The sequence below is a fragment of the Streptomyces sp. HNM0574 genome (genome assembly GCF_012726235.1).
Taxonomy (GTDB): Bacteria; Actinomycetota; Actinomycetes; order Streptomycetales; family Streptomycetaceae; genus Streptomyces.
The window spans coordinates 612,014-637,286 of record NZ_JAASAH010000001.1 but is presented as its reverse complement, the minus strand read 5'-3'; the positions used below and the strand labels follow the sequence as shown (position 1 = coordinate 637,286).

Annotated in this window: 20 protein-coding genes; 13 read left to right on the top strand and 7 right to left on the bottom strand. The window is 72.1% G+C overall.

Annotation, left to right across the window (positions count from 1 at the left end):
• The first annotated feature begins 3 nt into the window (after positions 1-3).
• A complete protein-coding gene (gene paaE, locus HCC30_RS02630; RefSeq protein ID WP_169440289.1) occupies positions 4-1,134 on the top strand; it encodes a 1,2-phenylacetyl-CoA epoxidase subunit PaaE in 1,131 nt (376 codons plus the stop codon).
• A 4-nt stretch (positions 1,135-1,138) separates the two neighbouring features.
• On the opposite strand, the gene HCC30_RS02625 is transcribed toward paaE, so the two are convergent.
• The 3 genes from HCC30_RS02625 to HCC30_RS02615 form a co-directional block, all read right to left on the bottom strand.
• Positions 1,139-1,375 carry a hypothetical protein gene (locus HCC30_RS02625; protein WP_169440288.1) on the bottom strand — a complete coding sequence of 79 codons (237 nt, stop codon included), beginning with the start codon at positions 1,373-1,375 and terminating at the stop codon, positions 1,139-1,141.
• 245 nt (positions 1,376-1,620) lie between these two features.
• Entirely contained in the window at positions 1,621-2,202 is a 582-nt protein-coding gene (locus tag HCC30_RS02620; RefSeq protein ID WP_169440287.1) for a DUF1648 domain-containing protein, read from the bottom strand.
• Between the two features lie 90 nt (positions 2,203-2,292).
• A complete protein-coding gene (locus HCC30_RS02615) occupies positions 2,293-3,693 on the bottom strand; it encodes a haloacid dehalogenase-like hydrolase (RefSeq protein ID WP_240979256.1) in 1,401 nt (466 codons plus the stop codon).
• A gap of 226 nt (positions 3,694-3,919) precedes the next feature.
• Here HCC30_RS02615 and HCC30_RS02610 point away from each other — a divergent pair, with 226 nt between their 5' ends.
• The gene (locus tag HCC30_RS02610; RefSeq protein WP_169440286.1) at positions 3,920-4,861 is read left to right on the top strand and encodes a phosphatidylinositol-specific phospholipase C; all 942 of its coding nucleotides are present in this window, start codon (positions 3,920-3,922) and stop codon (positions 4,859-4,861) included.
• Here the strand turns inward: HCC30_RS02610 and HCC30_RS02605 are convergent.
• On the bottom strand, positions 4,824-6,827 hold the full coding sequence (locus HCC30_RS02605) for an FAD/NAD(P)-binding protein (RefSeq protein WP_169440285.1): 2,004 nt from the start codon (positions 6,825-6,827) through the stop codon (positions 4,824-4,826). The genes HCC30_RS02610 and HCC30_RS02605 overlap by 38 nt on opposite strands.
• Positions 6,824-7,825: an amino acid ABC transporter permease gene (locus HCC30_RS02600; RefSeq protein ID WP_169440284.1), complete on the bottom strand. Its 1,002-nt coding sequence runs from the start codon at positions 7,823-7,825 to the stop codon at positions 6,824-6,826. Before HCC30_RS02600 ends, HCC30_RS02605 begins: the two co-directional genes overlap by 4 nt.
• Positions 7,826-8,449: 624 nt before the next feature.
• Between HCC30_RS02600 and HCC30_RS02595 the strand changes: the two genes are divergently transcribed.
• The 5 genes from HCC30_RS02595 (at position 8,450) to HCC30_RS02575 (ending at position 12,731) form a co-directional block, all read left to right on the top strand.
• Positions 8,450-9,595 (top strand): LLM class flavin-dependent oxidoreductase, encoded by a 1,146-nt coding sequence (locus HCC30_RS02595; protein ID WP_169440283.1) that lies wholly within the window; start codon positions 8,450-8,452, stop codon positions 9,593-9,595.
• A 53-nt stretch (positions 9,596-9,648) separates the two neighbouring features.
• Entirely contained in the window at positions 9,649-10,584 is a 936-nt protein-coding gene (locus tag HCC30_RS02590) for an ABC transporter substrate-binding protein (protein ID WP_169440522.1), read from the top strand.
• The gene (locus HCC30_RS02585; RefSeq protein WP_277347937.1) at positions 10,581-11,354 is read left to right on the top strand and encodes an amino acid ABC transporter ATP-binding protein; all 774 of its coding nucleotides are present in this window, start codon (positions 10,581-10,583) and stop codon (positions 11,352-11,354) included. Before HCC30_RS02590 ends, HCC30_RS02585 begins: the two co-directional genes overlap by 4 nt.
• 134 nt (positions 11,355-11,488) lie before the next feature.
• The gene (locus HCC30_RS02580) at positions 11,489-11,854 is read left to right on the top strand and encodes a hypothetical protein (RefSeq protein ID WP_169440282.1); all 366 of its coding nucleotides are present in this window, start codon (positions 11,489-11,491) and stop codon (positions 11,852-11,854) included.
• Positions 11,855-12,065: 211 nt separating this feature from the next.
• A complete protein-coding gene (locus HCC30_RS02575) occupies positions 12,066-12,731 on the top strand; it encodes a CatB-related O-acetyltransferase (protein WP_169440281.1) in 666 nt (221 codons plus the stop codon).
• 20 nt (positions 12,732-12,751) lie between these two features.
• On the opposite strand, the gene HCC30_RS02570 is transcribed toward HCC30_RS02575, so the two are convergent.
• Entirely contained in the window at positions 12,752-13,300 is a 549-nt protein-coding gene (locus tag HCC30_RS02570; RefSeq protein ID WP_169440280.1) for an RNA 2'-phosphotransferase, read from the bottom strand.
• Between the two features lie 124 nt (positions 13,301-13,424).
• On the opposite strand from HCC30_RS02570, the gene HCC30_RS02565 reads away from it, so the two are divergent.
• A complete protein-coding gene (locus tag HCC30_RS02565; protein ID WP_169440279.1) occupies positions 13,425-14,180 on the top strand; it encodes an alpha/beta hydrolase in 756 nt (251 codons plus the stop codon).
• Between the two features lie 51 nt (positions 14,181-14,231).
• On the opposite strand, the gene HCC30_RS02560 is transcribed toward HCC30_RS02565, so the two are convergent.
• Positions 14,232-15,827, bottom strand: a complete 1,596-nt coding sequence (locus HCC30_RS02560; RefSeq protein ID WP_169440278.1) for a hypothetical protein — start codon at positions 15,825-15,827, stop codon at positions 14,232-14,234.
• A gap of 1,156 nt (positions 15,828-16,983) precedes the next feature.
• Here HCC30_RS02560 and HCC30_RS02555 point away from each other — a divergent pair.
• The 5 genes from HCC30_RS02555 (at position 16,984) to HCC30_RS02535 (ending at position 25,262) form a co-directional block, all read left to right on the top strand.
• Positions 16,984-20,418, top strand: coding sequence for a pyruvate carboxylase (locus tag HCC30_RS02555; protein ID WP_169440277.1), 3,435 nt, complete (start codon positions 16,984-16,986; stop codon positions 20,416-20,418).
• A 196-nt stretch (positions 20,419-20,614) separates the two neighbouring features.
• Complete coding sequence (locus tag HCC30_RS02550; RefSeq protein ID WP_169440276.1) at positions 20,615-21,319, top strand: TetR/AcrR family transcriptional regulator; 705 nt, start codon at positions 20,615-20,617, stop codon at positions 21,317-21,319.
• Positions 21,320-21,384: 65 nt separating this feature from the next.
• A complete protein-coding gene (locus HCC30_RS02545) occupies positions 21,385-22,695 on the top strand; it encodes a cytochrome P450 (RefSeq protein ID WP_240979255.1) in 1,311 nt (436 codons plus the stop codon).
• A 255-nt stretch (positions 22,696-22,950) separates the two neighbouring features.
• Positions 22,951-24,444 (top strand): NCS1 family nucleobase:cation symporter-1, encoded by a 1,494-nt coding sequence (locus HCC30_RS02540; protein WP_169440275.1) that lies wholly within the window; start codon positions 22,951-22,953, stop codon positions 24,442-24,444.
• A 92-nt stretch (positions 24,445-24,536) separates the two neighbouring features.
• On the top strand, positions 24,537-25,262 hold the full coding sequence (locus HCC30_RS02535; protein ID WP_169440274.1) for an aspartate/glutamate racemase family protein: 726 nt from the start codon (positions 24,537-24,539) through the stop codon (positions 25,260-25,262).
• Positions 25,263-25,273: the final 11 nt, after the last annotated feature.

Here is a 25,273-nt window from a genome sequence, read left to right as displayed (position 1 = left end):
GAGATGACCGCTCCCTCTGCCGCCGGGAACCCGGCGCCTCCCTCCCCCTCCCCCGCCGCGCGGACGCGGCGGAGGCCGGTGTTCCATCCGCTGCGGGTCGCCGCCGTGGAGCGGCTGTGCGAGGACGCGGTGGCGGTCACCTTCGACGTCCCCGAGGCGCTGGCCGGGGAGTTCGCCTTCCTGCCCGGACAGTCGCTGACGCTCCGGCGGGAGACGGAGGGACGCGACGAGCGGCGCTCGTACTCGATCTGCTCCCCCGCCGGCGGGCCCCCGCGCATCGGTGTACGCACCGTCCCCGGCGGGCTGTTCTCCACCTGGCTGGTGCGGGAGGTGCGGCCCGGGGACGTCCTGGAGGTGCTGCCGCCGACCGGGTTCTTCACCCCGGACGTGACCAGCCCCGGGCACCATGTGCTGATCGCCGCCGGTTCGGGGATCACGCCGATGCTGTCGATCGCCGCCTCCGTCCTCGCCGCCGACGACCGCTCCCAGGTGACGCTCTTCTACGGCAACCGCCGTACGGAGAGCGTGATGTTCGCCGAGGAGCTGGCCGACCTGAAGGACCGGTACCCGACGCGCTTCCAGCTGGCGCACGTCCTCTCCCGCGAGCCGCGCCAGGCCGAGATCCTCACCGGCCGCCTCGACGCGGAACGGCTCGGGGAACTCGTCGGCTCCCTCGTCGACGTGTCCGAGGCGGACCACTGGTGGTTGTGCGGGCCGCAGGGCATGGTGGCCGACGCGCGGAAGGTCCTGGAGGGCCTGGCGGTGCCCCGGGACCGCGTCCACCAGGAGCTGTTCCACGCCGAGGACGAGCCGGCCCCGCCCACCGCGCGGCACGAGGAGGCCGGGCCCGAGGGGCCGGTCAGCCGGGTCACGATCACCCTCGACGGCCGCTCCAGCGAGGCCCGACTGCCGCGCGACCGCAGCATCCTGGACGGTGCCCAACTGACGCGCCCCGACATGCCGTTCGCGTGCAAGGGCGGGGTGTGCGGCACCTGCCGGGCGCTGGTGACGGACGGCGAGGCGGACATGCGGCGCAACTTCGCGCTGGAGGACGCGGAGGTCTCCGCCGGCTACGTCCTGACCTGCCAGTCCTACCCGGTGTCGGAGGAGCTGACGGTCGACTTCGACACCTGAGACGTCAGCCCGGGCCCTGGTCCCCGTCCCGTTCGAGGACCCGGGTGCGGGTGACCGCGGTGGCGTGCAGGGTGACCTGCTGCGGGGTCCAGCAGTCGGAGCGCCGGGTGGCGATCTCGGCGCCGCAGCCCGCGCAGAGCAGGTTGGGGCCGTCGCAGCCGTCCAGGCCGCAACAGCCGTTCCGGCGCCGCCGGTCGGCGGTCAGCCGCAGTCCGCGCACGTCCGCCGGGGCGAGCAGCACGTCGCGGGCGGGGCGCCCGGGTGCCGGGCGCCTCCGGGGTCTCCCAGGCGTAGCCGCCCGGCGCCACGCGGGGCGGGCAGCCCTCGGGGGTCTGCTGCTCCGGGTCCGTCATGGCCCACGGCACGGGCGCCGACTCCCCTGCGGGCAGCGGCACTTCGCGGACCGGGACGGTGACGGGCGCGCCGCAGCCGCGGCAGCGGAACACCGCCCGGGACGGCTCCCCGGGGCGCCGTCCCGGATTCCGGTCAACGCCCATTCCGGCTCCCCCGCTCCTTCAGGGAGACGCGCAGCAGGTGGGCCGTACCGAGCAGGACCGGGGCGAGGACCACGGCCAGGTACCAGCCGGGCGGGTCCTGCCACGGCCCCGTCTGCCACATCACGGCGCAGGCGGCGGCCATCGTCAGGCCGAGCCATCCGGCGAGGGCGAGCGTGGCCCGCGCGGTGCGGGCCGCGCCCGCGCGCGTGGCGGGACGGTTGCTGACCAGGGACGAGAGGCCGCCGGGCGATTCGCCGGGGCGGAGCTCGGAGGCCGGGCGGATGCGCAGCATCAGCACCGCCGTCCCGGCCAGCACCAGCAGGACGCCCGCCTGCACGAACACCGGGAGGAAGACGGAGCCGAGGGACTTCGCGGCGTACGCGTCGACCCCGTCGGGGCCGAAGTGCTGCGGCACCCGGGCGGGCAGCTCCGGGTAGACGGCGATGCCCCAGCCCGCCAGCGCGGCCAGCACCCCGACGCCGGGCAGCAGCCACAGCCAGGGGAACGGCGGCGGGCCGTCACCGGGCCCAACATCCGTTCCGCCGCCGCCCGTTGCGCTCCGCTCCGCCACGTCCGCCTCCCCGTTCACACGTCCGGTACCGGAGGGACACCTTGCCCGCGCACCCGGCGGGAAACCCCTCGCCCCGTCACCTTCTCCCGGTCAGAAAGCGGTGTCCCGCTGGTCCGGGATCACCGAGCCGTCCTCGCGCAGCACCGGTCCCAGGCTGCCGTCCTCGCGGACGAAACCGGTCGTGGAGCACGGGTACGGGCCGTCCTTGCGCGGGTTCGGCTCGATGAACATGGGGTTGACGATCCACCGGCCGTCGGCGTTGTCGTACGCCCGGCACATGACCTCGTCCTGATTCCGGTTCAGCACCAGGTGGGCGCCGGTGGCGTCACCGACGAAGGTCACGTCGGTGTTGGCGTCGCCGCCGCCGATGACGATGCGCTCGTCGGCGTCCTGCTTCTCCCACGCCTCGGCACCCTCGATGCCGAAGATCTCCTGGTTGACGACGCAGCGCTTGCCGTCCACGTACGGGATGACCCCGCCGCGGCTCGCGGGCACGCCGCCGCAGCCCTCGTTCACGGGCGTGATCCGGCCCTCGTCGAGGACGCTGCGGATCGCGTACGTGCGCGACTCGCGGATGCCCACGCCCGCCGACCAGACCTCGGTGACCGGCTCGGAACCGGCCGAGACGATGTTGACGTCGAAACCGGCCCGCTGGAGCGTCCGGATCAGGTCGCGCTGCTGCGGGTAGTAGCGCACGTACGCCGGGACGGTGTGCGTGCCGACCTTCCGCTCGCTGCCGACGGGCGCGGCCAGCGCCTCGGCGCGGGCCGCCGCCGTGTACGTCTTCACCTCGGCCGGGGTGCGGCCGGTGAACAGCTGCGGGACCCAGGCGTACTCGGGCACCGTCCTGCGGTGGTTCCACTCGCCCTCGAAGGCCTCCTCGCCGGCCATCGTCCGCGCCTCGGAGCGGATCTCGAAGATCTCGTCGGCGCAGGCGGTGTCGGTCGAGGTGGGCAGCGGGGCGCCGGCCGGGACGTCGGTGCCGCAGGCCCGGGTCAGTGCCCGGTCGGCGGCCGGGGTCAGCCAGGCGCTGAGATCCGTCCAGCGCTCGGGGCGCAGGATCTTGTCGTGCCGCAGGGCCCAGCCGAGCGTGACGTCGGTGATGTCGTTCTTGGTGACGGTGTTGTCCCAGTCGAACACCGCCACCGGGCGGCCCTCGTCGTGGGCCCGGCCGCGGTCGGTGCCGAGCCCGGGGTGCGCGCAGCTGCCGCGCTCGTCGATGACCCGCTGAAGCCGCTCGCGGTTGTCGCCGAACCAGTCCAGCTCCGTGGAGAGTTGCGGGCAGTGCCCGGCGCGCGCCGTCTCCTCGGCGCGCGGCGCCTCCTCGGCGCGCGCCGTCTCCTCGGCGCGCGGCGCCTCCTGCGCCGCGGCGGCCGCGGGCGCCGCCGCGCTCAGCGGGAGCCCGGCGGCCAGGCCCAGCGCGGACAGCAGCAGGGCGCCGCGCGCGGCCCGCGGGGTACGGGCGGCGCGGTCTTTGCGTACGGTGTGCAAGGCGGGAACCTCCGGCCTCGGGGGATGTCTGACGCCGCCCCGGCGCCCCGTCGTCCACGGACACCGGCGAGGCGGCGTCCAGCACCGTATATCGAACACCGGCGGGCCCGGCAGACACCCGGCACCCGGAGCGCCCCGCGTCCGCACGCCGCTGACCAGCAACCGGCCGACGATTCTCGCAAGTTGACGCCCCCGGCACCGCACGCGTGTGATTCGATCAGTCGTCATGACCATCGAACGGCGGACGTTTCTCAGGGGGGCGGCGGGCGTGGCCGCCGCGGGCGCGGCGGCCACGGCACCGGCGGGAGCCGCGTGGGCCACAGGCACCGGACGGCGGGCGCGGCAGGCCGCACCGGGGACGGAGAACTGGCTGTCCGTCGTCCCGGGACGGACCACCTTCCCGCAGCTCACCCTCCCCGGAACGCACGACTCCGGCGCCCGGCACGGGGGACCGTGGGCCGAGTGCCAGAACACCACCATCGACGAACAACTCCGCGCCGGCGCCCGCTTCCTGGACATCCGGTGCCGCGCCTTCGACAACGCGTTCTCCATCCACCACGGCCCCTTCTACCAGCACCTGAACTTCACCGACGTACTCACCTCCTGCCGCGACTTCCTGCGCGCCCACCCCACCGAGACGGTGCTGATGCGGCTGAAGCAGGAGTTCTCGGCGGAACCCCCCGAGGAGTTCCGCCGCATCTTCGACGACTACCTCGCGCAACCGCGCTGGCGCAGGCTGCTGCTGATCGGCGACCGGCTGCCGTCCCTGGGCACCGCCCGCGGCCGCGTCGTCCTCCTCGCCGACGACCCGGGGCTGCCCGGCGTCCGGTTCGGCGACGACGCCCTGTTCGACGTCCAGGACGACTACCAGGTGCCCCCGCACCGCAAGTTCGGGCTGATCGAGGCACAGTTCCGGCGGGCCGTCGAACAGCCCGGCAAGCTCTTCACCAACTTCGTCAGCACCGCCGCGCTGCTGCCGCCCCGCTCGAACGCCGACACCCTCAACCCGCGCGTCAAGGAACTCCTCTCGGACGGTCTCGCGCGCGGCTGGAAGGGACTCGGCATCATCCCCATGGACTTCCCCGGCGAACACCGCATGTACGAGACCCTCATCCGCCACAACGCGCCGCTCATACCCCGCTTGGCCTCGGTGACGGCCGCGGCCTGAGACCGGCCCGCGGGGCGTCGGCCGGCTCCGTCAACGTACGCAGGGTGCGCAGGAGTTGGCGGGCCACGGCGTCGGTGCGGCGGAACGCCGGGGCGTCCGTGCGGGGGCGGGCGAAGGCCGCCAGGGCCCGGCCGGTGGTCGGGGCACCCAGGGCGACGCGGCGCGGGTGCGGGCCGCCGGTGCGGGGGTCCAGCAGCCGCTGGTCCTCCGGCGCCGTACGGACCAGGCCCGTGCGGTAGGCGGGAGTTCCGGCACCGGCCCGGCCCGGGCCCGGGTCGGTGAGGAGTTCCTCGCTGAGGCGGCCGTCGCGGTGCAGGGCCGCGAGCAGCGGGTCGGCCGTGTACCGCACCGTGGGGCGCGGCTGGTACGCCTCGACAAGAGCCGTCGCGGCGACCGTGTGCCCCGGCACCGACGCCGAGGAGCCCAGGAACACCCCCGCCTCCGGGTCGGGCGTCACCTCCATGCCCGCACCCAGGAAGTGCACGACCCCCGCACGGGACAGGGCCAGCAGCTCCCGGAGGCGGAAGCCGGGCGGGCCCGAGGCGACATGGTTGAAGAAACCCTGCCACCAGCCGTCGACCTGCCGGGCGACGGACTCCGCCGTCAGCACCCCGCGCTCCACCAGCCCCGGCAGCTGCCCGTGCACCGACAGCAGCGCGAGGAACGCGCCGAGATCCGCACTGTGCCCCGGATCGGCCCGGCGGGCCAGATCGGCCGCGATGTAGCGGTGCAGATGCGCGCGGAACGCCCCCGGCCCGGAGAAGGTGCGGCCCGCGAGGGGACGGTCGAGATGCGCCAGGTCCAGCCGGTCCGCCGGGTCGGGGACGGCGGTCGCGACCAGCGCCGCCAGGGACGGACCGTGCACACCGAGCCCGTCGTAGGCGGCGAGGAAATCCGGCCAGGACAGGGCGGTGCGCTCCGGGTGGGCGTGGAACAGCTCGTGGTAGTAGCCGTAGCCGATCTCCTTCGCCATCAGCGGCCACACGTCCCGCCGCAGATCCAGCCGGACACCGGTACGCGCCACCCGCGCGGCCAGGGCGCCGGTCTCGCGCGGGCCGAAGTAGCGGGGCAGCGGCGGGCGTTCGCCCCGCAGCCGGTAGCCCGGCTTCGCGTGGTACGGCACACCGCGGCGTGAACCGATGTGCAGCACCGGTTCACGGCCCGACGGCACATACACCAGCTCCTCCCCGGAGCGGGTGAAACGGCCGCCGCGGCCCTGCGTCAGCAGCACCGTCAGATCGGCCGAGGCCAGCCCGAAACCGCGCAGCAGCACCGGCTCTCCCGGCCGGAGCACCGACAGATCCGACTCGGCGGAGAACTCCGGCGGCACGTACCGCAGCCGGTGCCGCCGCGCGAACGCCGCCAGCCGCTGCCGGCCCGGCTCCGGAACCGAGGCCAGATGCCCCTGCGCCAGAACGACCGCGTCCGCCTCCAACGGCGCCGAACCGTCCGCCAGATGCACCCGCTGCGGACCGTCGGCCGGGCCGGTCAGCGCGGTCGCGGTGGTGCGGTGCACCGTCACGGTGACGTGCGGCGGCAGCGCCGCCACGGCCCGCCGGAACGCCCACTCCAGATAGGCCCCCTGGGCCCGTCGGGTCGCGAAACCGGTCGGCGCGAGCGTCCGCAGCTCCTCCGCCACCGCCGGATCACGGGGCGGCCGGTACGGCGGGAAGTCCCGTGGCGCGGCCGCCCATTCGGCCAGCGACGGGCCCGGACGCACCGGCCCCTCGACGGTGGAGGACGCGTCCGTGAAGACGGTCACGTCCTCCGCCATCGAGTTCATCCGCAGCAGCGGCGACTGGTCGTGCCGCCAGACCCGGCCCGCGCCCGGCGGATGCGGATCGACCAGACGCAGCCGCAACGGCCGCCCGGCGGGCCACAGTTCGGGCGCGCTCGCCGCGATCCGCTCCACCAGGCCCGCCGCCAGCGGGCCCGCGCCGACCACGGCCAGGGTGGCGGGATTCATGCCTTCTCCCCGGGGGCGGGTGCGGGCGCGGTCCGTTCCGGCGGGGCGGCGGCGGTGAGGCGGGAGCGCAGGCGCTGGAGCGGGGTCGGCGGGAGGGTGCGTTCGGCGCCGCGCGCGTAGTACCGCTCCACGTAGAACTGGCCGACCGTCAGCACCGTCGTCACCGCCACGTACCAGAGCGTGGCGACCAGCAGCAGCGGAATCACCTGGTACGTGCGGTTGTAGACCAACTGCACCGAGTACAGCAGGTCCTGGACGGCGAGGACGCTGACGATGCTGGTGCCCTTCAGCGTGCCGATCAGCATGTTGCCCGCCGTCGGCACGATCGCGCGCATGGCCTGCGGCACCACGATCCGGCGCAGCACCCGGGCCCGGGACAGGCCCAGCGCCTGCGCCGCCTCCGTCTGCCCCCGGTCCACGGACAGGATGCCGCCCCGCACGACCTCCGCCGCGTACGCCGCCTCGTGCAGCGTGAGCCCGATCAGCGCGGTGACGGCGGCGCCGAGCAGGTTGACCGTACGGAACGTGGCGAACTCGGGGCCGAAGGGCACGCCCAGGCTCAGCGTCGGATAGAGCGCGCCGATGTTGAACCAGAACAGCAGCTGCACCAGCAGCGGCGTCGACCGGAAGATCCACACATAACCCCAGGCCAGGGCGCGCAGCACCGGGTTGCCCGACAGGCGCATCACGGCGAGCAGGGTGCCCAGGAGGAAACCGAGCACCATCACGGCCGCCGTCAGCCACAGCGTCAGCCACAGCCCGTGCAGCACCGCCGGGGTACCGAAGTACTGGGCGACAACGCCCCATTGGAAACGCGGGTTCCGCACGACCGAGTGCAGCACGAGCGCGAGCACCAGCAACGCGCCCCCGGCCGCCAGCCAGCGCCCGGGCCTGCGCCGGGGGACGGTACGGACAGGGGGCGTGGGCTCATCAGGGGCACGCTCCGGGTCGGAGGCGGGCGCGGAACGGGGCAGGGCGGTGCGGTCGGCAACGGCCATGAGAGCTCCAAGGGCTTCGGACGGGACGGTCAGCGGCCCGGGGCCGCCGCCCGGACCGGGCCCGTGCCCGGACCTCGACGGTCCGGGCACGGGGCGTGTCATCACGCGCGCCGCGTCCCTCAACACGGCCAGTACGGCCGGCCCTCGCACGGGCCGGCCGGTGTACCCGGTACCGACCGTAGGGTCCGGGTGCTGCGGTGGTGTGAACAGCGTGTGGCAGCCAACTCGCCCAGCACACAAGGCGGTTGACGCCCCCGGCGCGGACCGTGCTGAATGGTCCGCATGTCCGCAGAACTGCCGCTGGTCACCCGCGACCACATCGACCTCGGTCGCGTGTGGTCCTGCTCCTGTCCCAGGTGACCCGGCAGCGGGCCGCCTGACCGGCCCTCCCTCCCACGGCCCGCCGTGGCGGCCGAGCCACCCCGCACGTGGCCCGCGCGCACGCTGCCGCACCACCGCGCCCGCCTTCTGTCACGGGGCGTCGAGCCGTCCGCCCTCCGCCGCCTGCGCCCCGCCTGTCGCCGAACGCCCGTACCGGGGCGTCCCGTTCGACCCGGGCGCCCCCCTTCCCGGACGTACCCCCGCCGCCCCCACCCCGTACCGCCCGCCACGAAAGGCCCGCTCATGCCCGTGGAGTTCCTCGGTATCGCCGCCACCCACGACGGAACGGAAACCCGCTCCCGTTCCGGACCCGCCTTCGACAAGGACTACACCCTGCGGCTCGCCCGCACCCACGAGGAGAACGGCTGGGACCGGGTACTGCTCGCCTACGGCTCCGGCTCCGCCGTCCCCACCCCCGCCGCCGCCTACCTCGCGGCCCGGCTCGACACCCTGCAGATCCTGCTCGCCCACCGGCCCAACGTCGCCTACCCGACCTACGCGGCACGCACGTTCGCCACCCTCGACCAGCTCAGCGACGGACGGCTCACCGTCCACTTCATCACCGGCGGCAACGACCACGAACAAGGCCGCGAGGGCGACACCCTCGGCAAGGACGAACGGTACGCACGCACCCGCGAGTACATCGAGATCGTCAAGAAGGTGTGGACCCGGCACGAACCCTTCGACCACGAAGGCGCGCACTACCGCTTCCACGACTTCGTCAGCGACGTCTTCCCCGCCCAGCAGCCCCGCCCCGGCGTCTCCTTCGGCGGCTCCTCCCCCGCCGCCTACGCCGCCGGCGGAGCCGAGGCCGACGTGTACGCCCTCAGGGGCGAACCACTGGACCGCACCGCCGAACAGATCCGCCAGGTGCACGCCGCGGCGCGGGCGGCGGGACGCACCGAACTCCCCCGCGTCCAGGTCGCGTTCCGGCCGATCATCGCGCCGACCGAGGAACTCGCCTGGGAGAAGGCCCACCGCACCGTCGCCGCGATCCGCGCACGCCGCGACGCCGGAACACCCGTCTCCCGCAGGCACCCCGCCACCGCCCCCGAGAACGCCGGCTCCCAACGGCTCCTCGCCGTCGCCGAACAGGGCGAACGCCACGACCGCGCCCTGTGGACCCCGACGGCCGCCGCCACCGGCGGCGCCGGCAACTCCACCGCCCTCGTCGGCACCCCCGAAACCGTCGCCCGCGCCCTCCTCGACTACTACGACCTCGGCGTCGACATCCTCTCCGCCCGCGGCTACGAACTCCTCGACGACGCCGCCGACTTCGGCCGACAGGTGATCCCCCTCGTCCGCGCCGAAGTCGCCCGCCGCGAACGCCAAGGAGCGCCGCGCGGGCCGGAGACGCTGGAGCGGACGCTCGCGGAGGTGGCGCGGTGAAGGGGGTTTTGCCCAAGACCGCTCGGGCCCGGGTGCGGCGGGCTGTGACGGCGATGGGCGTGCTGCTGCCGCTGGCCGCCGTCGCCGCCTGCCAGGGCGGGACCGCCGGGGCGGGCGCTGCGGGACCGGGCGCGCCCGCCGGAGCCGCGGGGCCCGCCGCACCGTCCGAGAACGTGGTCGCCGACGTACGCAAGGACCCCGAGGCCGCGAAACTGCTGCCCGAATCGGTACGGAAGAAGGGCAGCCTGCGGCTGGCCAGCTCGATCGGCACACCGCCCGGCGCCTTCCACCCGTCCACCGGCACCAACCGGCCGGCCGGCGTCGACATCGACGTCGCCGACGCCGTCGCCAAAGTGCTCGGCGTCCGGCTGGAACGCCAGGAAGCCGGATTCGAAGCGATCCTGCCCGCCCTGGAAAGCGGCAAGTTCGACCTCGGCACAGGCAACTTCGGCGTGACGGAGGAACGGCTCCGCACCATCGACTTCGTCACCTACGTCAACGACGGCCAGGGCTTCGCCGTACGCGGGGACGACAAGCAGCCGAAAAAGGTGACCGACCTGGTGCAGCTGTGCGGCCGGAACATCGGCGTCGGCGCCGGCACCACCTTCGAAACGACCCTGCGCGACGCCGGACCACGATGCGCGAAAACGGGCCGCGAACCGTACGACGTCAAGGTCTACTCGGACAACGGGGCCCTGCTCACCAGCCTCCAGCAAGGCCGGATCGATGTCGTCATGTCGACCATCAACGGGCTGCGGTACCAGGCCTCGCAGGAGGCCGCCGGCGTCCGGTTCCTGAACGAGTTCCAGCGGCTGGACGTCGGCTTCGCCCTCAAGAAGGGCTCCCCGCTGCGCGAACCGCTCCGCGCCGCCGTCAACCGGCTCATCGAGGACGGCACCTACGACCGCATCCTGAAGAAATGGGGCACCCAGAAGTCGGCACTGACGGAATCCCGCATCAGCCCGCCGGAAAGGAAACCCGCCCGATGAGCGAACCCGCACCCGTCATGGTCGAGGTCCGCGACGTCCACAAGAGCTTCGGCACGCACGAAGTGCTGCTCGGCGTCGACCTGCGCGTACGGGCCGGAGAAGTCACCGTCGTCATCGGCCCCTCCGGCTCCGGCAAATCCACACTGCTGCGCTGCGTCAACCACCTGGAAAAACCCGGCCGCGGCTCCGTCACCGTCGACGGCGAACTCATCGGCTACCGCCGCCGCGGCGACACCCTCTACGAGCTGCGCGAACGCGACGTACGGCGGCAACGCACCCGGATCGGCTTCGTCTTCCAGGACTTCCACCTCTTCCCCCACCTGACCGTCCTCGACAACCTCACCGAAGCCCCCGTCTCCGCCCTGCGCCTCCCCCGCGCCGAAGCGGCCGAACGCGCCCGGCGACTGCTCGCACGAGTCGGCCTGGCCGACAAGGAACACGCCTACCCGCGCACCCTCTCCGGCGGGCAGCAACAACGTGTCGCCATCGCCCGCGCCCTGGCCCTCGAACCACGCGTCCTCCTCTTCGACGAACCCACCTCGGCCCTCGACCCGGAACTCGTCGGCGAAGTCCTCGACGTCATCGCCGACGTGGCCCGCACCGGCACCACCATGATCGTCGTCACTCACGAGATCGGCTTCGCTCGCCGGATCGCCGACAACGTGGTCTTCATGGACCAAGGCCAAGTCATCGAACAGGGGCCGCCGGGCGAGGTGTTGGGGGCTCCTCGGCATGCGAGGACTCGGGGGTTTTTGTCGAAGGTGCTTTGAGGCCTGGGGGTTGCGCTGGTCGCCGAGGAGATCGCTCCCGTGGTCCGTCGCGAGGCCCCCACCGCGCTCTGGTGCTGAGGTTCCTGCCGGAGCGGTGGGCAACGCACTCGGCCGGGGATGCGTCCGTAGGGGGTATGGGAGAACGTGAAGAGACGGGGATCGGCGAGGGTTGTGCCGGTTGCCTGATGGCGGTGATCGCCATGGCGGTCGGGCTCGTCGTGTGGCAGGACGGGGCCAGGCCGGGTGTGCTGGGGGCTTTCGAGGGGGAACGGGACTGGAGCCTGTTGTATGTGGAGTTGCCTCTCATGCTGTTCGGGTTCCCTGTTGTCGCCATGGTGGTCTGGGGGCTGACGGGTCGGGTTCTGCGGGGCCGGGCCGGGCGGTGGGTGCGCGGTGGGGCGTCGGCGGTGGCGGCTGCCGTCTCGGTGGCGGTGTTGGCCTGGGTGAGTCTGGCGTGGCTGGAGGTCCGGGTCGCGCCGTTCGTGAATCCCGGCTGGTGACGCGGGACTCGGGCGTCTTTCGGTCGAGCGGGAGAAGAGTAGGCACATCGGCGAGGACTTTGCCGGCGCCTGTGGACAACTCCGCGCCGGTCGCTCAACTCCTCACCTGCAAGAGGGGTGTTGGGCCAGGGCCTGTGGACAACCGCCGGCGGGGGTTCCCGCTGCGGCAGGATGGACGCGTCCGATCAGCCGCTTCCGAGGAGGGCCCGCGATGGCCACCACACCTGACGCCTCCGGTCGTCTCCCGGACCCGTCCGTGCTGCACCCGATGGCCGGACAGCCGCGTGTCGTGCTGCTCAAGCCTCTTGTCACCTCGCCGTTGATCGAGGTGGGCGAGTTCTCGTACTACGACTCCCCCGACGATCCGACGTCTTTCGAGACGCGCAATGTGCTGTACCACTACGGCCCGGAGCGGCTGGTCATCGGGAAGTTCTGCGCGCTGGCCGACGGGGTGCGGTTCCTGATGAACGGCGCCAATCACCGTATGGACGGCCCGTCCACGTTTCCTTTCCCGATGATGGGTGGTTCCTGGGCGGAGCATTTCGATCAGCTGGCCGATCTGCCGAACCGGGGCGACACTCTGGTGGAGAACGATGTCTGGTTCGGGTACCGCTCGTTGGTGATGCCCGGTGTCCGTATCGGGAACGGTGCGGTGATCGCGTCGGGTTCGGTCGTCGTGGGTGACGTCCCGGACTACGCGGTCGTCGGCGGCAACCCGGCCCGCGTTCTCCGTTACCGCCACAGCGCCGAGGACATCGCCCGTCTTCTCGAACTCGCCTGGTGGGACTGGCCTCTGGAGCACATCACCGCCCATGTTCCGGCCTTGATGTCCGGTGACCCGGCCGCTTTGGAGGCCGCGGCCCGGCCGCGTTCGTGACGGTGAAGGCGGCCCTTTGATCACCCTGGAAAGGAGAGGTACTGCGGCGGGACGGCGGCAGTCAGCCAGACGGTGTTGTCGGTGACGTGGAAGGTGTGGCCGTCGCGGTGCATGGCGCCGGCCGCGACGCTGAGGACGACGGGTCTGCCGCGCCGGGCGCCGACCCGGGTGGCGGTGGCCCGGTCCGGTGAGAGGTGGACGGCGTGCCGGTTCATGGGGCGCAGCCCTTCGGCCCGGATGGCGGCGACGGCGCGTGGTGCGGTGCCGTGGTACAGCCACTCGGGCGGGGTGGCTGCGGGCAGGCCGAGGTCGACGGGTACGGAGTGGCCCTGGGTGGCGCGGATGCGGTCGTGTCCGGGGTCGATGACGTAGCGCTGTTTGTCGTTGGAGGCCACGACCTGTTCCAGTTCGGGCCGGGTCATGCGGAATCCGTGTCGGGCGGCGGCCCGCAGCAGTGTGTCGATGTCCGCCCAGCCTTGGGCGTCGAGGTGCAGGCCGATGCGCTCGGGCTGGTGCCGCAGGTGGCGGGCGAGGTATTTGGAGATCTCGACGTCGCGTGCGGGGTCCATGTGTCCAGCGTCGCGCGGGCGGCGCCTTGGCTGCATCCCGTTTCCGGGGGTCTGGAAGGATCACGTGCCGTTCGGCGTGGGCCGCGCGGTGAGCCAAGAAGTCTCACGAGGAGTGAGGAGTGTCGTGCCCGATTCCGTCATTCGCACCGCCCGCGGCGGCGGTGCCGTGGAGGTGCACCGTCCGTCCGGTGGTGAGCGTTCCGGGGTGCGGCCCGTGGTGCTGCTGTGGCACGGGGTCAGCCCGGACGACCGGGAGGTGATGCGGCCGCTGGCCGAGGAGTTGGCGCGTCGCGGTGTGCTGGTGTTCGTGCCGGGCTGGCGGTCGGACGCGGCGGACCGTGGGTGTGCCGGTCTGCTGGAGTCTCTGCGTTTCGCGTACGGGGAGGCGTCCGCGTACGGGGGTGATCCGGAGCGGCTGGTGGTGGCCGGGTGGTCGGCGGGTGCGCCGGCGGCGGTCGGGCTGGCGTACCCCGGGGAGGAGGGGCTTCCGCGTCCTGCGGCTGTCGTGGGGGTCGCGGGCCGGTACGACATACCGGCGCGGACGACGGGTGTGGTTCCGCTGGAGGCTGTTGCCGTGCCTGGTGTCCCGGTGTTCCTGGTGCACGGCAGTCGCGATCCGGTCGTGGTGCCCGCGCACAGCCGGGATTTCGCGGCCGCTGTCGCCCGGGCCGGGGGTTCGGTCCCGTTGGAGGAGGTGGACGCGGATCACGCGGGGGTCGTCGGCACCGAGTACGACCCGTCCACCGACCGCTGCCGCCCTTCCGCAGACCCGGCCGTGGTGGATCAGGGCCGGCGGACGGCGGATGTCGTCGCCCGCGCGGCGGGTCTGCCTGCCGTGGACGGGCGGGACGGTGGGTCGCGGTCTCCCGGGCCGTCGTGAGTGTCCTCGTGAACAGCCGTCGCAGGGCGTGGACTTGACGTCACGGGCCCGTCATGCGGCATCACGTCGGGAGGTGTCGCGGACGGCGACGAGGCCGTTGAAGACGCCGGCGTAGGCGGTGCCGTCGGGGCCGATGGTGATCGGTGCCCAGTTGTTGTCGTAGAAGGGGCCGGTACCGGTGAGTTGTTTCCAGCGGGTCTGGCCGGTGCGGAAGTCGACGGCGGTGAGGTACCAGGCGTCGATGCCCTTGCGGCTGGGTTCCTTTGTGTAGAAGTACAACAGCCCGTTGCCGGTGGAGAGTTTGGCGACGCTGGAGGGTGCCTTCTCGTCGCTCTGCCAGACGGTGTCGCAGCCGCTGCCGTCGGGGCGGACGTCGATGCGGGTCACTCCGCCGGGGACGGTCTTGCCGAGGAGGAGGGAGGAGGGGTTCTCGTACCCGTAGTTGTTCTCGACGACGAGGCTGTCGCCCCAGCCGATGAGGGAGTTGTCGGTGGTGGAGGCGCCGGGGCCGAAGACGGGTGTGCGGCAGACGGGTTTCCCGTTGTCGCGCCGGTGGACCTGGACGTGCATGCGGTCGTCGGCGTTGTCGGTGATGGCGACGTATCCGTCGTCGGCGGGGCCGAGGAGGGTGGGGGTGGTGCCGGACCCCTGGTTCACCGAACCGGGTTTGGAGCCGGTGCCCCGGTCGTACGGTTGCCGCCAGCGTGCCCGGGGTGTGCCGTCGTCGTCGGCGCGGAAGGCGTAGAGCGCGTGGTCGGAGACGAGGGAGATGCCGTCGGGGCCGGTGGCGAAGGAGTTCTGGATCTCTTCGCCGTCGAGGCGGATGCTGCGGACGGTTCCGGTGCGGGGGTCGACGGTGCCGACGCGTCCCTGCCGGGTCACCCACCAGATGCGGCCCTGCCAGTCGGGGGCGACGGAGGTGACGGGGTCGCAGTCGCCGCTGGGGTAGAGGTTTGTCCAGGTGACGCAGTCGTGCGGGACGTGTGCCGTGAGGTCCCAGTCGGCGTCGGTGCGGAAGCGCCAGCTGCCGTCGGGGGTCTGCTCGTGTGCGAGGCGGACGATGTGCTGCCGGGAGTCGGCGAGGACCAGCCGGTCCTGGTTGTCGAGGTAGGCGTAGGCGCCGCCGGAGGTGTCCTTGAAGATCTTGGAGAAGTCGAGGCGGCTGATGGCTTCGACGGTGGACGGCCGTTGGGGGAGGCGGTGTTGGGCGAGGGTGTCGAGGGTTTCCGGGTCGAGGAGTTTGACGAGGAAGCCGCGGAAGGTGCCGCAGACGGTGACGATCCGTCCGTCTCGGTCGAAGGTGAGGGTCGCGCATTCGCCGCCGACGCCGGCCATCGCCTCGCTGCGGACGTCCGGTGCCTTTCCGAGCGGTCCTGGCCAGGGGTGGGTGTCGCTGGCGGCGGCGTCGCCGTGCATGCCGTTGCGCCCGTTGTCGGCGAGGTACGGGTTCTGGGGCGGTGCCTCGCCGGTGAGCGGGCGGGACGGGGCGGGTGCGCCGGTGTAGTCGTCGACGAGCCGGTGCCCGGGGGCCTTCGGCACGTCTCTGGCCTCGGCGGGTGCCGCGGTGAGGGCGAGCGTGAGCCCGAGGGTGAGGGCGGCTGCGCCGACGAGGGGCCTGGCGGTGCGTCTCGGGCGGGAACGCGGCATGGGACCTGACCTCCGGATCCGTGAACTCCGGCCACCGGGGCGGCTCCCCGCCCGGCCGACAGCCCGCCGAACGTACGCACGAACCCTTCAACAGTCCATGCACGCCACACAACCGCCATGAGACCGCAGCATCAAGCGGGGCGCGTGAGGTCGTGCTGTTCGGTGGCCAGGGGGCGGCGGGGCGGCGTCGGTTGGGGCCGGATGTGGTGGGGTTGCAGGAGGTGTGGGGCTCGGTCGAGGTACCGGGTGATGATCTTGCGTCGTGGCTGGGTGCCGAGTTGGGGATGCACCATGTGCTGGGGCCGGCGGGCAGTTCGGCGCACTGGCGTGACCGGTTGGGTGGTGCCCCGTACGACGTGGGCAATGCGGTGCTGAGCCGGTGGCCCGTCGTCGAGCACGAGGTGCTGGGTTTCCCCGAGGGGCGGGGTGGGGCGTTGTATGCGCGGCTGGATGCGCCGGGTCATGCGGTGCCGTTCTTCACCTGTCATCCGGATGCGGAGCCGGCGGGTTCGGCCGTGCGGTGCGGGCGGGTGGCGCGGCTGGCCGGGTTCGTGGCGGAGCGTCGGGGCGGGACCGTGTATCCGCCGGTGCTGACGGGGGATGACAACGCGGTGCCCCGGTTCGGACGAGTTGCGGCTGCTCGGCGGTTACCGGACCGCGCCTGCGGTGGAGGGGCAAGTGCTGCTGGGTGCCTGGGAGTTCGCCGCTCCGGGGGCACTGTGGGCGACGTGGGTGCGCCGCATGTGGCGCGTGCTTTTCCGCTGGATGCGCGGGTGGATGACGTGCATGTGGGGGTGGCGGGCGGCGGGTCGGGGCTGGGCCGGGTCCGTTCGGTGGGCCGGGCCGGTGGCGGGCCTGTCGCGGGGGTGTGGCCGTCCGGTCATGCGGCGGTGACGGCTGATCTGGTCCGAGCGGGGACGGTCGGTCGCTTCCCCGCGGCCTTCCTGGCGGAATCGGGGCTTCCGTCCGGGGTGGGGCGGGGCGAATGTGTCCGGCGTCTCGCCGTGGTGCGGCTGGTGGGAGGGGTGGTTGTCGCCCACGATGGTGGCCACGCGGCCGGGCGCCTTCGCGGGGTGTCCGGCCGCGGGAGCACGAGAGGTACTTCCGTTGTCCTACGAAGGCGGCCCCTGTGGCCCGGCAGGAGAAGGCAGTCCGCATGTTCTCTAAGGTTTTGGTCGCCAATCGTGGCGAGATCGCGATCCGCGCGTTCCGCGCTTCCTACGAGCTGGGGGCGCACACCGTCGCCGTCTATCCGTACGAGGACCGCAAGTCGCCGCACCGGCTGAAGGCGGACGAGGCGTACCAGATCGGTGAGCCGGGGCATCCGGTGCGGGCGTATCTGTCGGTGGCGGATGTGGTGGACGCGGCGGTGCGTTCCGGGGCCGACGCGATCTATCCGGGGTACGGATTCCTGTCGGAGAACCCGGATCTGGCGGCGGCCTGCGCGGAGCGGGGCATCACGTTCGTGGGGCCGGACGCGCGGGTGCTGGAGCTGACGGGTGACAAGGCGCGGGCGGTGGCGGCGGCGCGTGAGGCGGGGCTTCCGGTGCTGGCGTCCAGTGCCCCGTCCTCGGATGTGGAGGAGTTGCTGGCGGCTGCCGAGTCGATGGTGTTCCCGCTGTTCGTGAAGGCGGTCGCGGGTGGTGGCGGGCGCGGGATGCGGCGGGTCGCGGAGCGGGGGCTGTTGCGGGAGTCGATCGAGGCGGCGGCCCGTGAGGCGGAGTCGGCGTTCGGTGATCCGACGGTGTTCCTGGAGCAGGCCGTGGTGAATCCGCGCCATATCGAGGTGCAGGTGCTGGCGGACCGGCACGGTGAGGTGATCCATCTGTTCGAGCGGGACTGCAGTCTGCAGCGCCGGCATCAGAAGGTCATCGAGCTGGCTCCGGCGCCGGGTCTGGATCCGGGGCTGCGGGAGCGGATCTGTGCGGACGCGGTGGCGTTCGCGCGGCAGATCGGTTACGCGTGCGCGGGGACGGTGGAGTTCCTCGTGGACGAGCGCGGGAACCACGTGTTCATCGAGATGAATCCGCGGATCCAGGTGGAGCACACGGTGACGGAGGAGGTCACCGATGTGGATCTGGTGCAGGCGCAGTTGCGGATCGCGGGCGGGGCGTCGCTGGCGGATCTGGGGTTGTCGCAGGAGAAGGTGCGGCTGCGGGGTGCGGCCTTGCAGTGCCGGATCACGACGGAGGATCCGGCCAATGGTTTCCGTCCGGACACGGGCCGGATCACGGCGTACCGTTCGCCGGGCGGGGCGGGTGTGCGGCTGGACGGTGGCACGAATCTGGGTGCCGAGGTGAGTGCGCATTTCGACTCGATGCTGGTGAAACTGACCTGCCGGGGTGCGGATTTCGCGACGGCGGTGGCGCGGGCGCGGCGTGCGGTGACGGAGTTCCGGATCCGCGGGGTGGCGACGAACATCCCGTTTCTGCAGGCGGTGCTGGACACGCCGGATTTCCGGGCGGGGCGGGTCACGACGTCGTTCATCGAGGAGCGTCCCGAGCTGCTGACGAAGCGGGGTTCGGCGGACCGGGGTACGCGCATTCTGGAGTATCTGGCGGATGTGACGGTCAACAAGCCGCACGGTGAGCGGCCCACGCTGCTGGCTCCGCACGAGAAGCTGCCCCGGCTCGACGGCGGGCCGGCGGAGGGTGCGGGCCCGGACGCGAAGGGCGTGGAGGTGCCGGGGGCCGGTGCGGTGCCGGACGGTTCGCGGCAGCGGCTGTTGCGGCTCGGTCCGGAGGGGTTCGCGTCGGCGCTGCGGGAGCAGCCGCAACTGGCCGTCACGGAGACGACGTTCCGTGACGCGCACCAGTCGCTGCTGGCGACGCGGATGCGGACGAAGGATCTGCTGGAGGTCGCGGGGCATGTGGCGCGGACGACGCCGCAGTTGCTGTCGGTGGAGGCGTGGGGCGGGGCGACGTACGACGTGGCCTTGCGTTTCCTGCACGAGGATCCGTGGGAGCGGCTGGCGGCGCTGCGGGAGGCGATTCCGAACATCTGTCTGCAGATGCTGCTGCGGGGCCGGAACACGGTGGGGTACACCCCGTATCCGGAGCAGGTGACGCGGGCTTTTGTGCAGGAGGCCGCGGACACGGGTGTCGACATTTTCCGGATCTTCGACGCGTTGAACAACACGGACCAGATGCGTCCGGCGATCGACGCCGTCCGGGAGACGGGGACGGCGGTGGCCGAGGTCGCGATGAGCTACACCGGGGATCTGTCCGACCCTCGGGAGAAGCTGTACACGCTGGATTACTATCTGCGGCTCGCGGAGGAGATCGCCGAGGCCGGGGCGCATGTGCTGGCGATCAAGGACATGGCGGGGCTGCTGCGTGCCCCGGCGGCGAAGAAGCTGGTCACGGCGTTGCGGAGGAATTTCGATCTGCCGGTGCATCTGCACACGCATGACACTCCCGGCGGTCAGCTGGCCTCGTATCTGGCCGCGTGGGAGGCGGGCGCGGACGCGGTGGACGGGGCGTCGGCGGCGCTGGCGGGGACGACGAGCCAGCCGGCGCTGTCCGCGATCGTCGCGGCGGCCGCGCACACGGAGCGGGACACGGGTCTGGATCTGGACGCGGTGTGTGCGCTGGAGCCGTACTGGGAGGCGGTGCGGCGGGTGTACGCGCCGTTCGAGTCGGCGCTGCCCGCGCCGACGGGCCGGGTGTACGAACACGAGATTCCGGGCGGTCAGTTGTCGAATCTGCGGCAGCAGGCGATCGCGCTGGGGCTGGGTGACCGGTTCGAGGAGATCGAGGCGCACTACGCGGCGGCGGACCGGCTGCTGGGCCGGCTGGTGAAGGTCACGCCGAGTTCGAAGGTGGTGGGTGATCTGGCGCTGGCGCTGGTCGGGGCCGGGGTGTCGACGGCGGAGTTCGCGGCCGATCCGGGGCGGTACGACATCCCCGGTTCGGTGATCGGTTTCCTCCGCGGTGAGCTGGGTGACCCGCCGGGCGGCTGGCCGGAGCCGCTGCGCAGCCGTGCGCTGGCGGGACGGGAGGAGCCTCCGGTGGCGGCGGAGCTGTCGGAGGAGGAGGGCAAGCGGCTGGCGGGGGCGTCGGACGAACGCCGTGCGGTGCTCAACGAGTTGCTGTTCCCGGGTCCGACGAAGGAGTTCCGGGCGCACCGCGAGCGGCACGGTGACGTCTCGCCGCTGCCCAGTGACCTGTTCTTCTACGGGCTGCACCACGGCGAGGAGCACAACGTGACGATCGCGCCGGGCGTGCAGTTGCTCATCGGTCTGGAGGCGATCTCGGAGGCGGACGAGCGGGGCATGCGGACGGTGATGTGTCTGCTCAACGGCCAGCTCCGGCCGGTGCAGGTGCGGGACCGTGCCGTGGCGGACGACGTCCCGGCGGCGGAGAAGGCCGACCGGAACGATCCGGGGCATCTGCCCGCGCCGTTCGCCGGTGTGGTGACGCTCGCGGTGGACGAGGGCCAGGAGGTCGAGGCGGGCGACAGCATCGGCACGATCGAGGCGATGAAGATGGAGGCGGCGATCACGGCCCCGGTGGCGGGCACGGTCAGCCGCGTCGCGATCTCCCCCATCGCCCAGGTGGAGGGCGGCGACCTGCTGATCGTGCTGTCGTGACCGGCGGGGAGGGGGCGGCGGACGGCCGTCCCCTCCCGCGCGTTTGCGGATGTGAGGGGGTCAACTCCGCGGTTCCCGGGACCTGTTGACCGGTTCGGCCGGAAATCGTCTTCGCCCCGGGCCGGCGTACGGCTACGTTTGACTGTGTGACCGGATTCGAAATCTGGTCACGACGGGGGCGGGGAGGGGGTGGCCCGTGGGGGGTCAGGACGAGCGCGGGGAGCGGATTCTGGACGCCGCGGGCGAGCTGCTGCTCGCCTGGGGGTACCGGCGCGTCACGATCGACGAGGTGGCGCGCCGCGCGAAGGTCGGCAAGGGCACCGTCTATCTGCACTGGCGCACCAAGGACGCGCTCCTGCTGGCCGTGGTGCTGCGCCGCAAACTGGAGGGGCAGCGGCGGCAGTTGACGCGTGTCCGGCGGGACCCGCGGGAGGCGCTGCCCAGCCGGATGATGCGCGGCGCGTACCTCGACATCGTCGAGGACCCGGTGCTGCGCGCGCTGCACCTGGTCGACGCCGACGTCCTGGGCAAGCTCAACGACGTCGCGCACCGGGAGCTGGCCGCGCTGATGGGCGAGGGACAGCGGGCCCTGGAGCGGTACTTCACGCTGCTGCGGGGGCACGGCCTGGTGCGCGACGAAGGGGACGTCGCCCGCCAGTGCTACCTGTGCACGGCCACCACGACGGGCTTCATCACGTCGGAGGGCCTGCTCGGGAAGGACGCCCCGTTCGACCCGCAGACCCGCGCCGGCCTGCTCGAACAGACGCTCCGCGCGGCCCTGGAGACCTCGGCCGAGCCGCGGCCGGAGCGCATGGCCGAGGCGGCCCGGGAGGTCGTCGCACTGTTCGGGCATGTCGAGGAGCTGTGCCTCGCCGAACTGCGCCGCCAGGTACGCGCCTGACGCGCTCCGCCCTCTCCGCTCCCCCGCGGCAGCACCGTCCACCAGGGACCAGAAGGAGAGCACCCATGACAGAACAGACCACCGGCCGGGACTACGCACCGCCCGCCGCGCTGAGCGAGCACGTCGGCAAGCACCCCGGGGAACCGAACGTCATGGAGCCGGAGCTGCTGGCCGACCCGTTCGCGGGGTACGGGGCGCTGCGGGAGCGGGGCCCCGTGCTGCGCGGGCGGTATCTGGACGACACCCCGGTGTGGCTGGTGACGCGTTTCGAGGAGGTCCGCAGCGTCCTGCGCGACCAGCGGTTCGTGAACAGCGTGACGTCCGTGCCGGGTTACGGCGGGGACGATCCCCGCGCGCGGCTGCTGGACACGCTCGGCTTCCCGGAGCACATGCGGCCGTACATGCTGGGTTCGATCCTCGACACCGACCCGCCGGACCACACCCGGCTGCGCAGGCTGGTGTCCAGGGCGTTCACCGCCCGCCGGATGCTGGACCTGCGGCCGCGCGTCGAGCAGATCGCGGACGAGCTGCTCGACGGGCTGCCGGAGCAGGCCGAGGACGGTGTGGTGGATCTGGTGGAGCGGTACGCGTACCCGCTGCCGGTCACCGTGATCTGTGAACTGGTGGGCATTCCCGAGGCGGTGCGGCCGCGGTGGCGGGAGTGGAGCGGCGATCTGGTCTCGATGCGTCCGGACCGGATCGGGACGGCGGTTCCGGCGATGGTGGAGCACATCCACGAGCTGATCGCCGAGCGGCGCTCCTCGCCGGCGGACGACCTGGTCAGCGCGCTCGTCCAGGCGCACGACGAGGGCGGCAGGCTCAGCGACAACGAGATGGTGACGCTGGTGCTCACCCTCGTCCTGGCCGGTCACGAGACGACGGCGAACCTCATCGCCAACGGTGCGGAGGCGCTGCTGGCACATCCCGCCCAACTGCGGCTGTTGCGGGACGATCCGGGCCTGTGGCCGCGTGCGGTGCACGAGCTGATGCGCTGGTGCGGCCCGGTGCACGCGACGCAGCTGCGGTACGCGACGGAGGACGTCGAGCTGGGCGGCGTACGCATCAGCAAAGGTGAAGCGGTGCAACCGATGCTGGTCGGCGCGAACTTCGACCCGCGGCACTACGCGGAGCCGGACCGGCTGGACGTGACGCGGCAGCCGCAGGGCAGGGCCGAGGACCACGTGGGCTTCGGGCACGGGATGCATTACTGTCTGGGCGCCACCCTGGCCCGGCAGGAGGGGGAGGTCGCGCTGGCCAAGCTGTTCGCGCGGCACCCGGACCTGTCGCCGGGCGTACCGCCCGGGGAGCTCCGGCGCGAGCCGGTGCCCGGTTTCTGGCGCCTGGCCTCGCTTCCGCTGCGCCTGTCGGGGAGCTGACGCCGGGGCGTGTGCATCACCCCGGCCCACGGCGCTGACCTGGGCCGACGGCCGCCCTTCGGGGCGGCGCGCGACACCTGGGGCCCCTCCTGCGACGGGAGGGGCCCCAGGTGTGTGCGGACCGTGAGGCGGGTGCTCTGCGAGACACAACAGCCGCTGAAATTCAACCCATTGACCACGCTGACCGGCGGTCGTAACCTCATCTTCCGCAGTAAGGAAACTGCGTGTCACACAGCGGAAACATGGGGCGAGTTTATGACTGCCGTGCACGACCCTACGCCCGTGGAAACCCCCAGCAGCACCCCCGACGGCGCCAGTTCGCGGCTGTACAGTTACGACCTCGCCCCGACCCGCAAAGAGGGCCGCAGATGGGGTGCGTACAACGTCTTCACCCTCTGGGCCAATGACGTTCACAGCCTCGGCAACTACGCTTTCGCGATCGGGCTCTTCGCGCTCGGGCTGAGCGTATGGGGAATCCTCGTCGCCTTTCTCCTGGCGTCCGTCCTGCTGTTTCTGCTGCTGACGCTCTCCGGCTACATGGGGCACAAAACGGGCGTTCCGTTTCCCGTGATGAGCCGGATAGCCTTCGGCACCAAGGGCGCGCAGATACCGGCGATGGTGCGTGGTCTGGTCGCGATCGCCTGGTTCGGCATTCAGACCTATCTCGCGTCCTCCGTACTGAGCACGCTGATCATCGCGATGGCACCCGGCGCGAAATCCCTCGACGGCAATTCCGTGCTGGGGCTCTCGACGCTCGGCTGGATCACCTTCCTCGCCCTGTGGGGCGTGCAGGTGCTCATCGTCAGCTACGGGATGCAGGTCATCCGCAAGTACATGGCCGTCGCCGCGCCCACCACGCTCATCACGATGACGGCGCTGGCCGTGTGGATGTTCCTCCGCGCCGACGGCTCCATCTCCTTCTCCACCAACGACCCGCTCACCGGCGGCGCGATGTGGCTCCAGGTCCTTCAGGGCGCCGCGCTCTGGGTCGTGATCTACGGAACGTTCGTGCTGAACTTCTGCGACTTCACCCGCTCCGCGAAGAGCCGCGCGTCGATCGTGCGCGGAAACGTGATCGGCATCCCCGTCAACATGCTCTTCTTCGCGGGCATCGTGGTCGTCCTCAGCGGCGCGCAGTTCAAGCTCAACGGGAAGGTCATCACCAGCCCGACGGACATCGTGCAGACGATCCCGAACATGTTCCTGCTGGCCCTGGCCTCGCTGGCGCTGATCGCGCTGACCGTCGCGGTGAATCTGCTCGCCAACTTCGTGGCGCCGATCTACACCCTGGTGAACCTCTTCCCGCAGAAGCTGAATTTCCGCCGGGCCGGGATCGTGAGCGCCGTGATCGGGCTCGTCATTCTTCCCTGGAATCTCTACAACAGCCCGGTCGTGGTGAACTACTTCCTCGGCGGGCTCGGTGCCCTGCTCGGCCCGCTCTTCGGCGTGATCATGGCCGACTACTGGCTGCTGCGGAAGGCCAGGGTCAATGTCCCCGACCTCTACACCGAGGACCCGGACGGCGATTACCACTACCGCAGCGGATACAACCCGAGGGCCGTGTGGGCATTCGCCCCCGCCGCCGCGACGGCCGTCGTCATCGCCCTGGTCCCCACTTTCAGCGTCGTCGCCGGATTCTCCTGGTTCATCGGCGCGATCCTCGGCGCCGTGCTGTACGCGGTGATCGGCGACCGGAAGAAGCAGGTACGGGACGTCGACGGCGAATCCATCGCCGTCGCCGCCGAATGACCGACGGAAAAGCGGCACCGGCAGCAGCACCGCGAAACCCCCGGAGAACCGGCAGTCCCGGCAACTACGGGAACACCACAGAAAGTTGAGTCATGCGCATTCTGGTCGTCAACGTCAACACCACCGCGTCGATCACCGAGGCCATCGGTGAGCAGGCGGCGAGTGCGGCGTCGCCGGGCACCGAAATCGTCCCGCTGACACCGGCGTTCGGCGCCGAGTCCGTGGAGGGGAACTACGAGAGCTACCTCGCGGCCATCGCCGTGATGGAGACCGTGAAGGCGTACCCGGAGCCGTTCGACGCGGTCATCCAGGCCGGCTACGGCGAGCACGGCCGCGAGGGGCTGCAGGAACTCCTCGACGTCCCCGTCGTCGACATCACCGAGGCCGCCGCCAGCACGGCCCAGTTCCTCGGGCGCACGTACTCCGTGGTCACGAGCCTGGACCGGACGGTCCCGCTGATCGAGGACCGGCTGCACACCGCGGGCCTGAGCGCCCGCTGCGCCTCCGTGCGGGCCAGCGGCCTGGCGGTGCTCGACCTGGAGCGGGACCCGAAGGAGGCGGTCGAGGCGATCGCCGAGCAGTCGGCGCGGGCCGTGGAGGACGACCGCGCCGAGGTCATCTGCCTCGGCTGCGGCGGCATGTCCGGGCTGACCGAACGCGTCCGCGAGCGCACCGGCGTACCGGTGATCGACGGGGTGACGGCCGCGGTGACGGTCGCCGAGTCCCTGGTGCGGCTCGGGCTGACCACGTCCAAGGTCCGCACGTACGCGCCGCCGCGGGCCAAGGCCTTCGCCAACTGGCCCCCGCGCGCGAGCTGATCCGCTCCGCA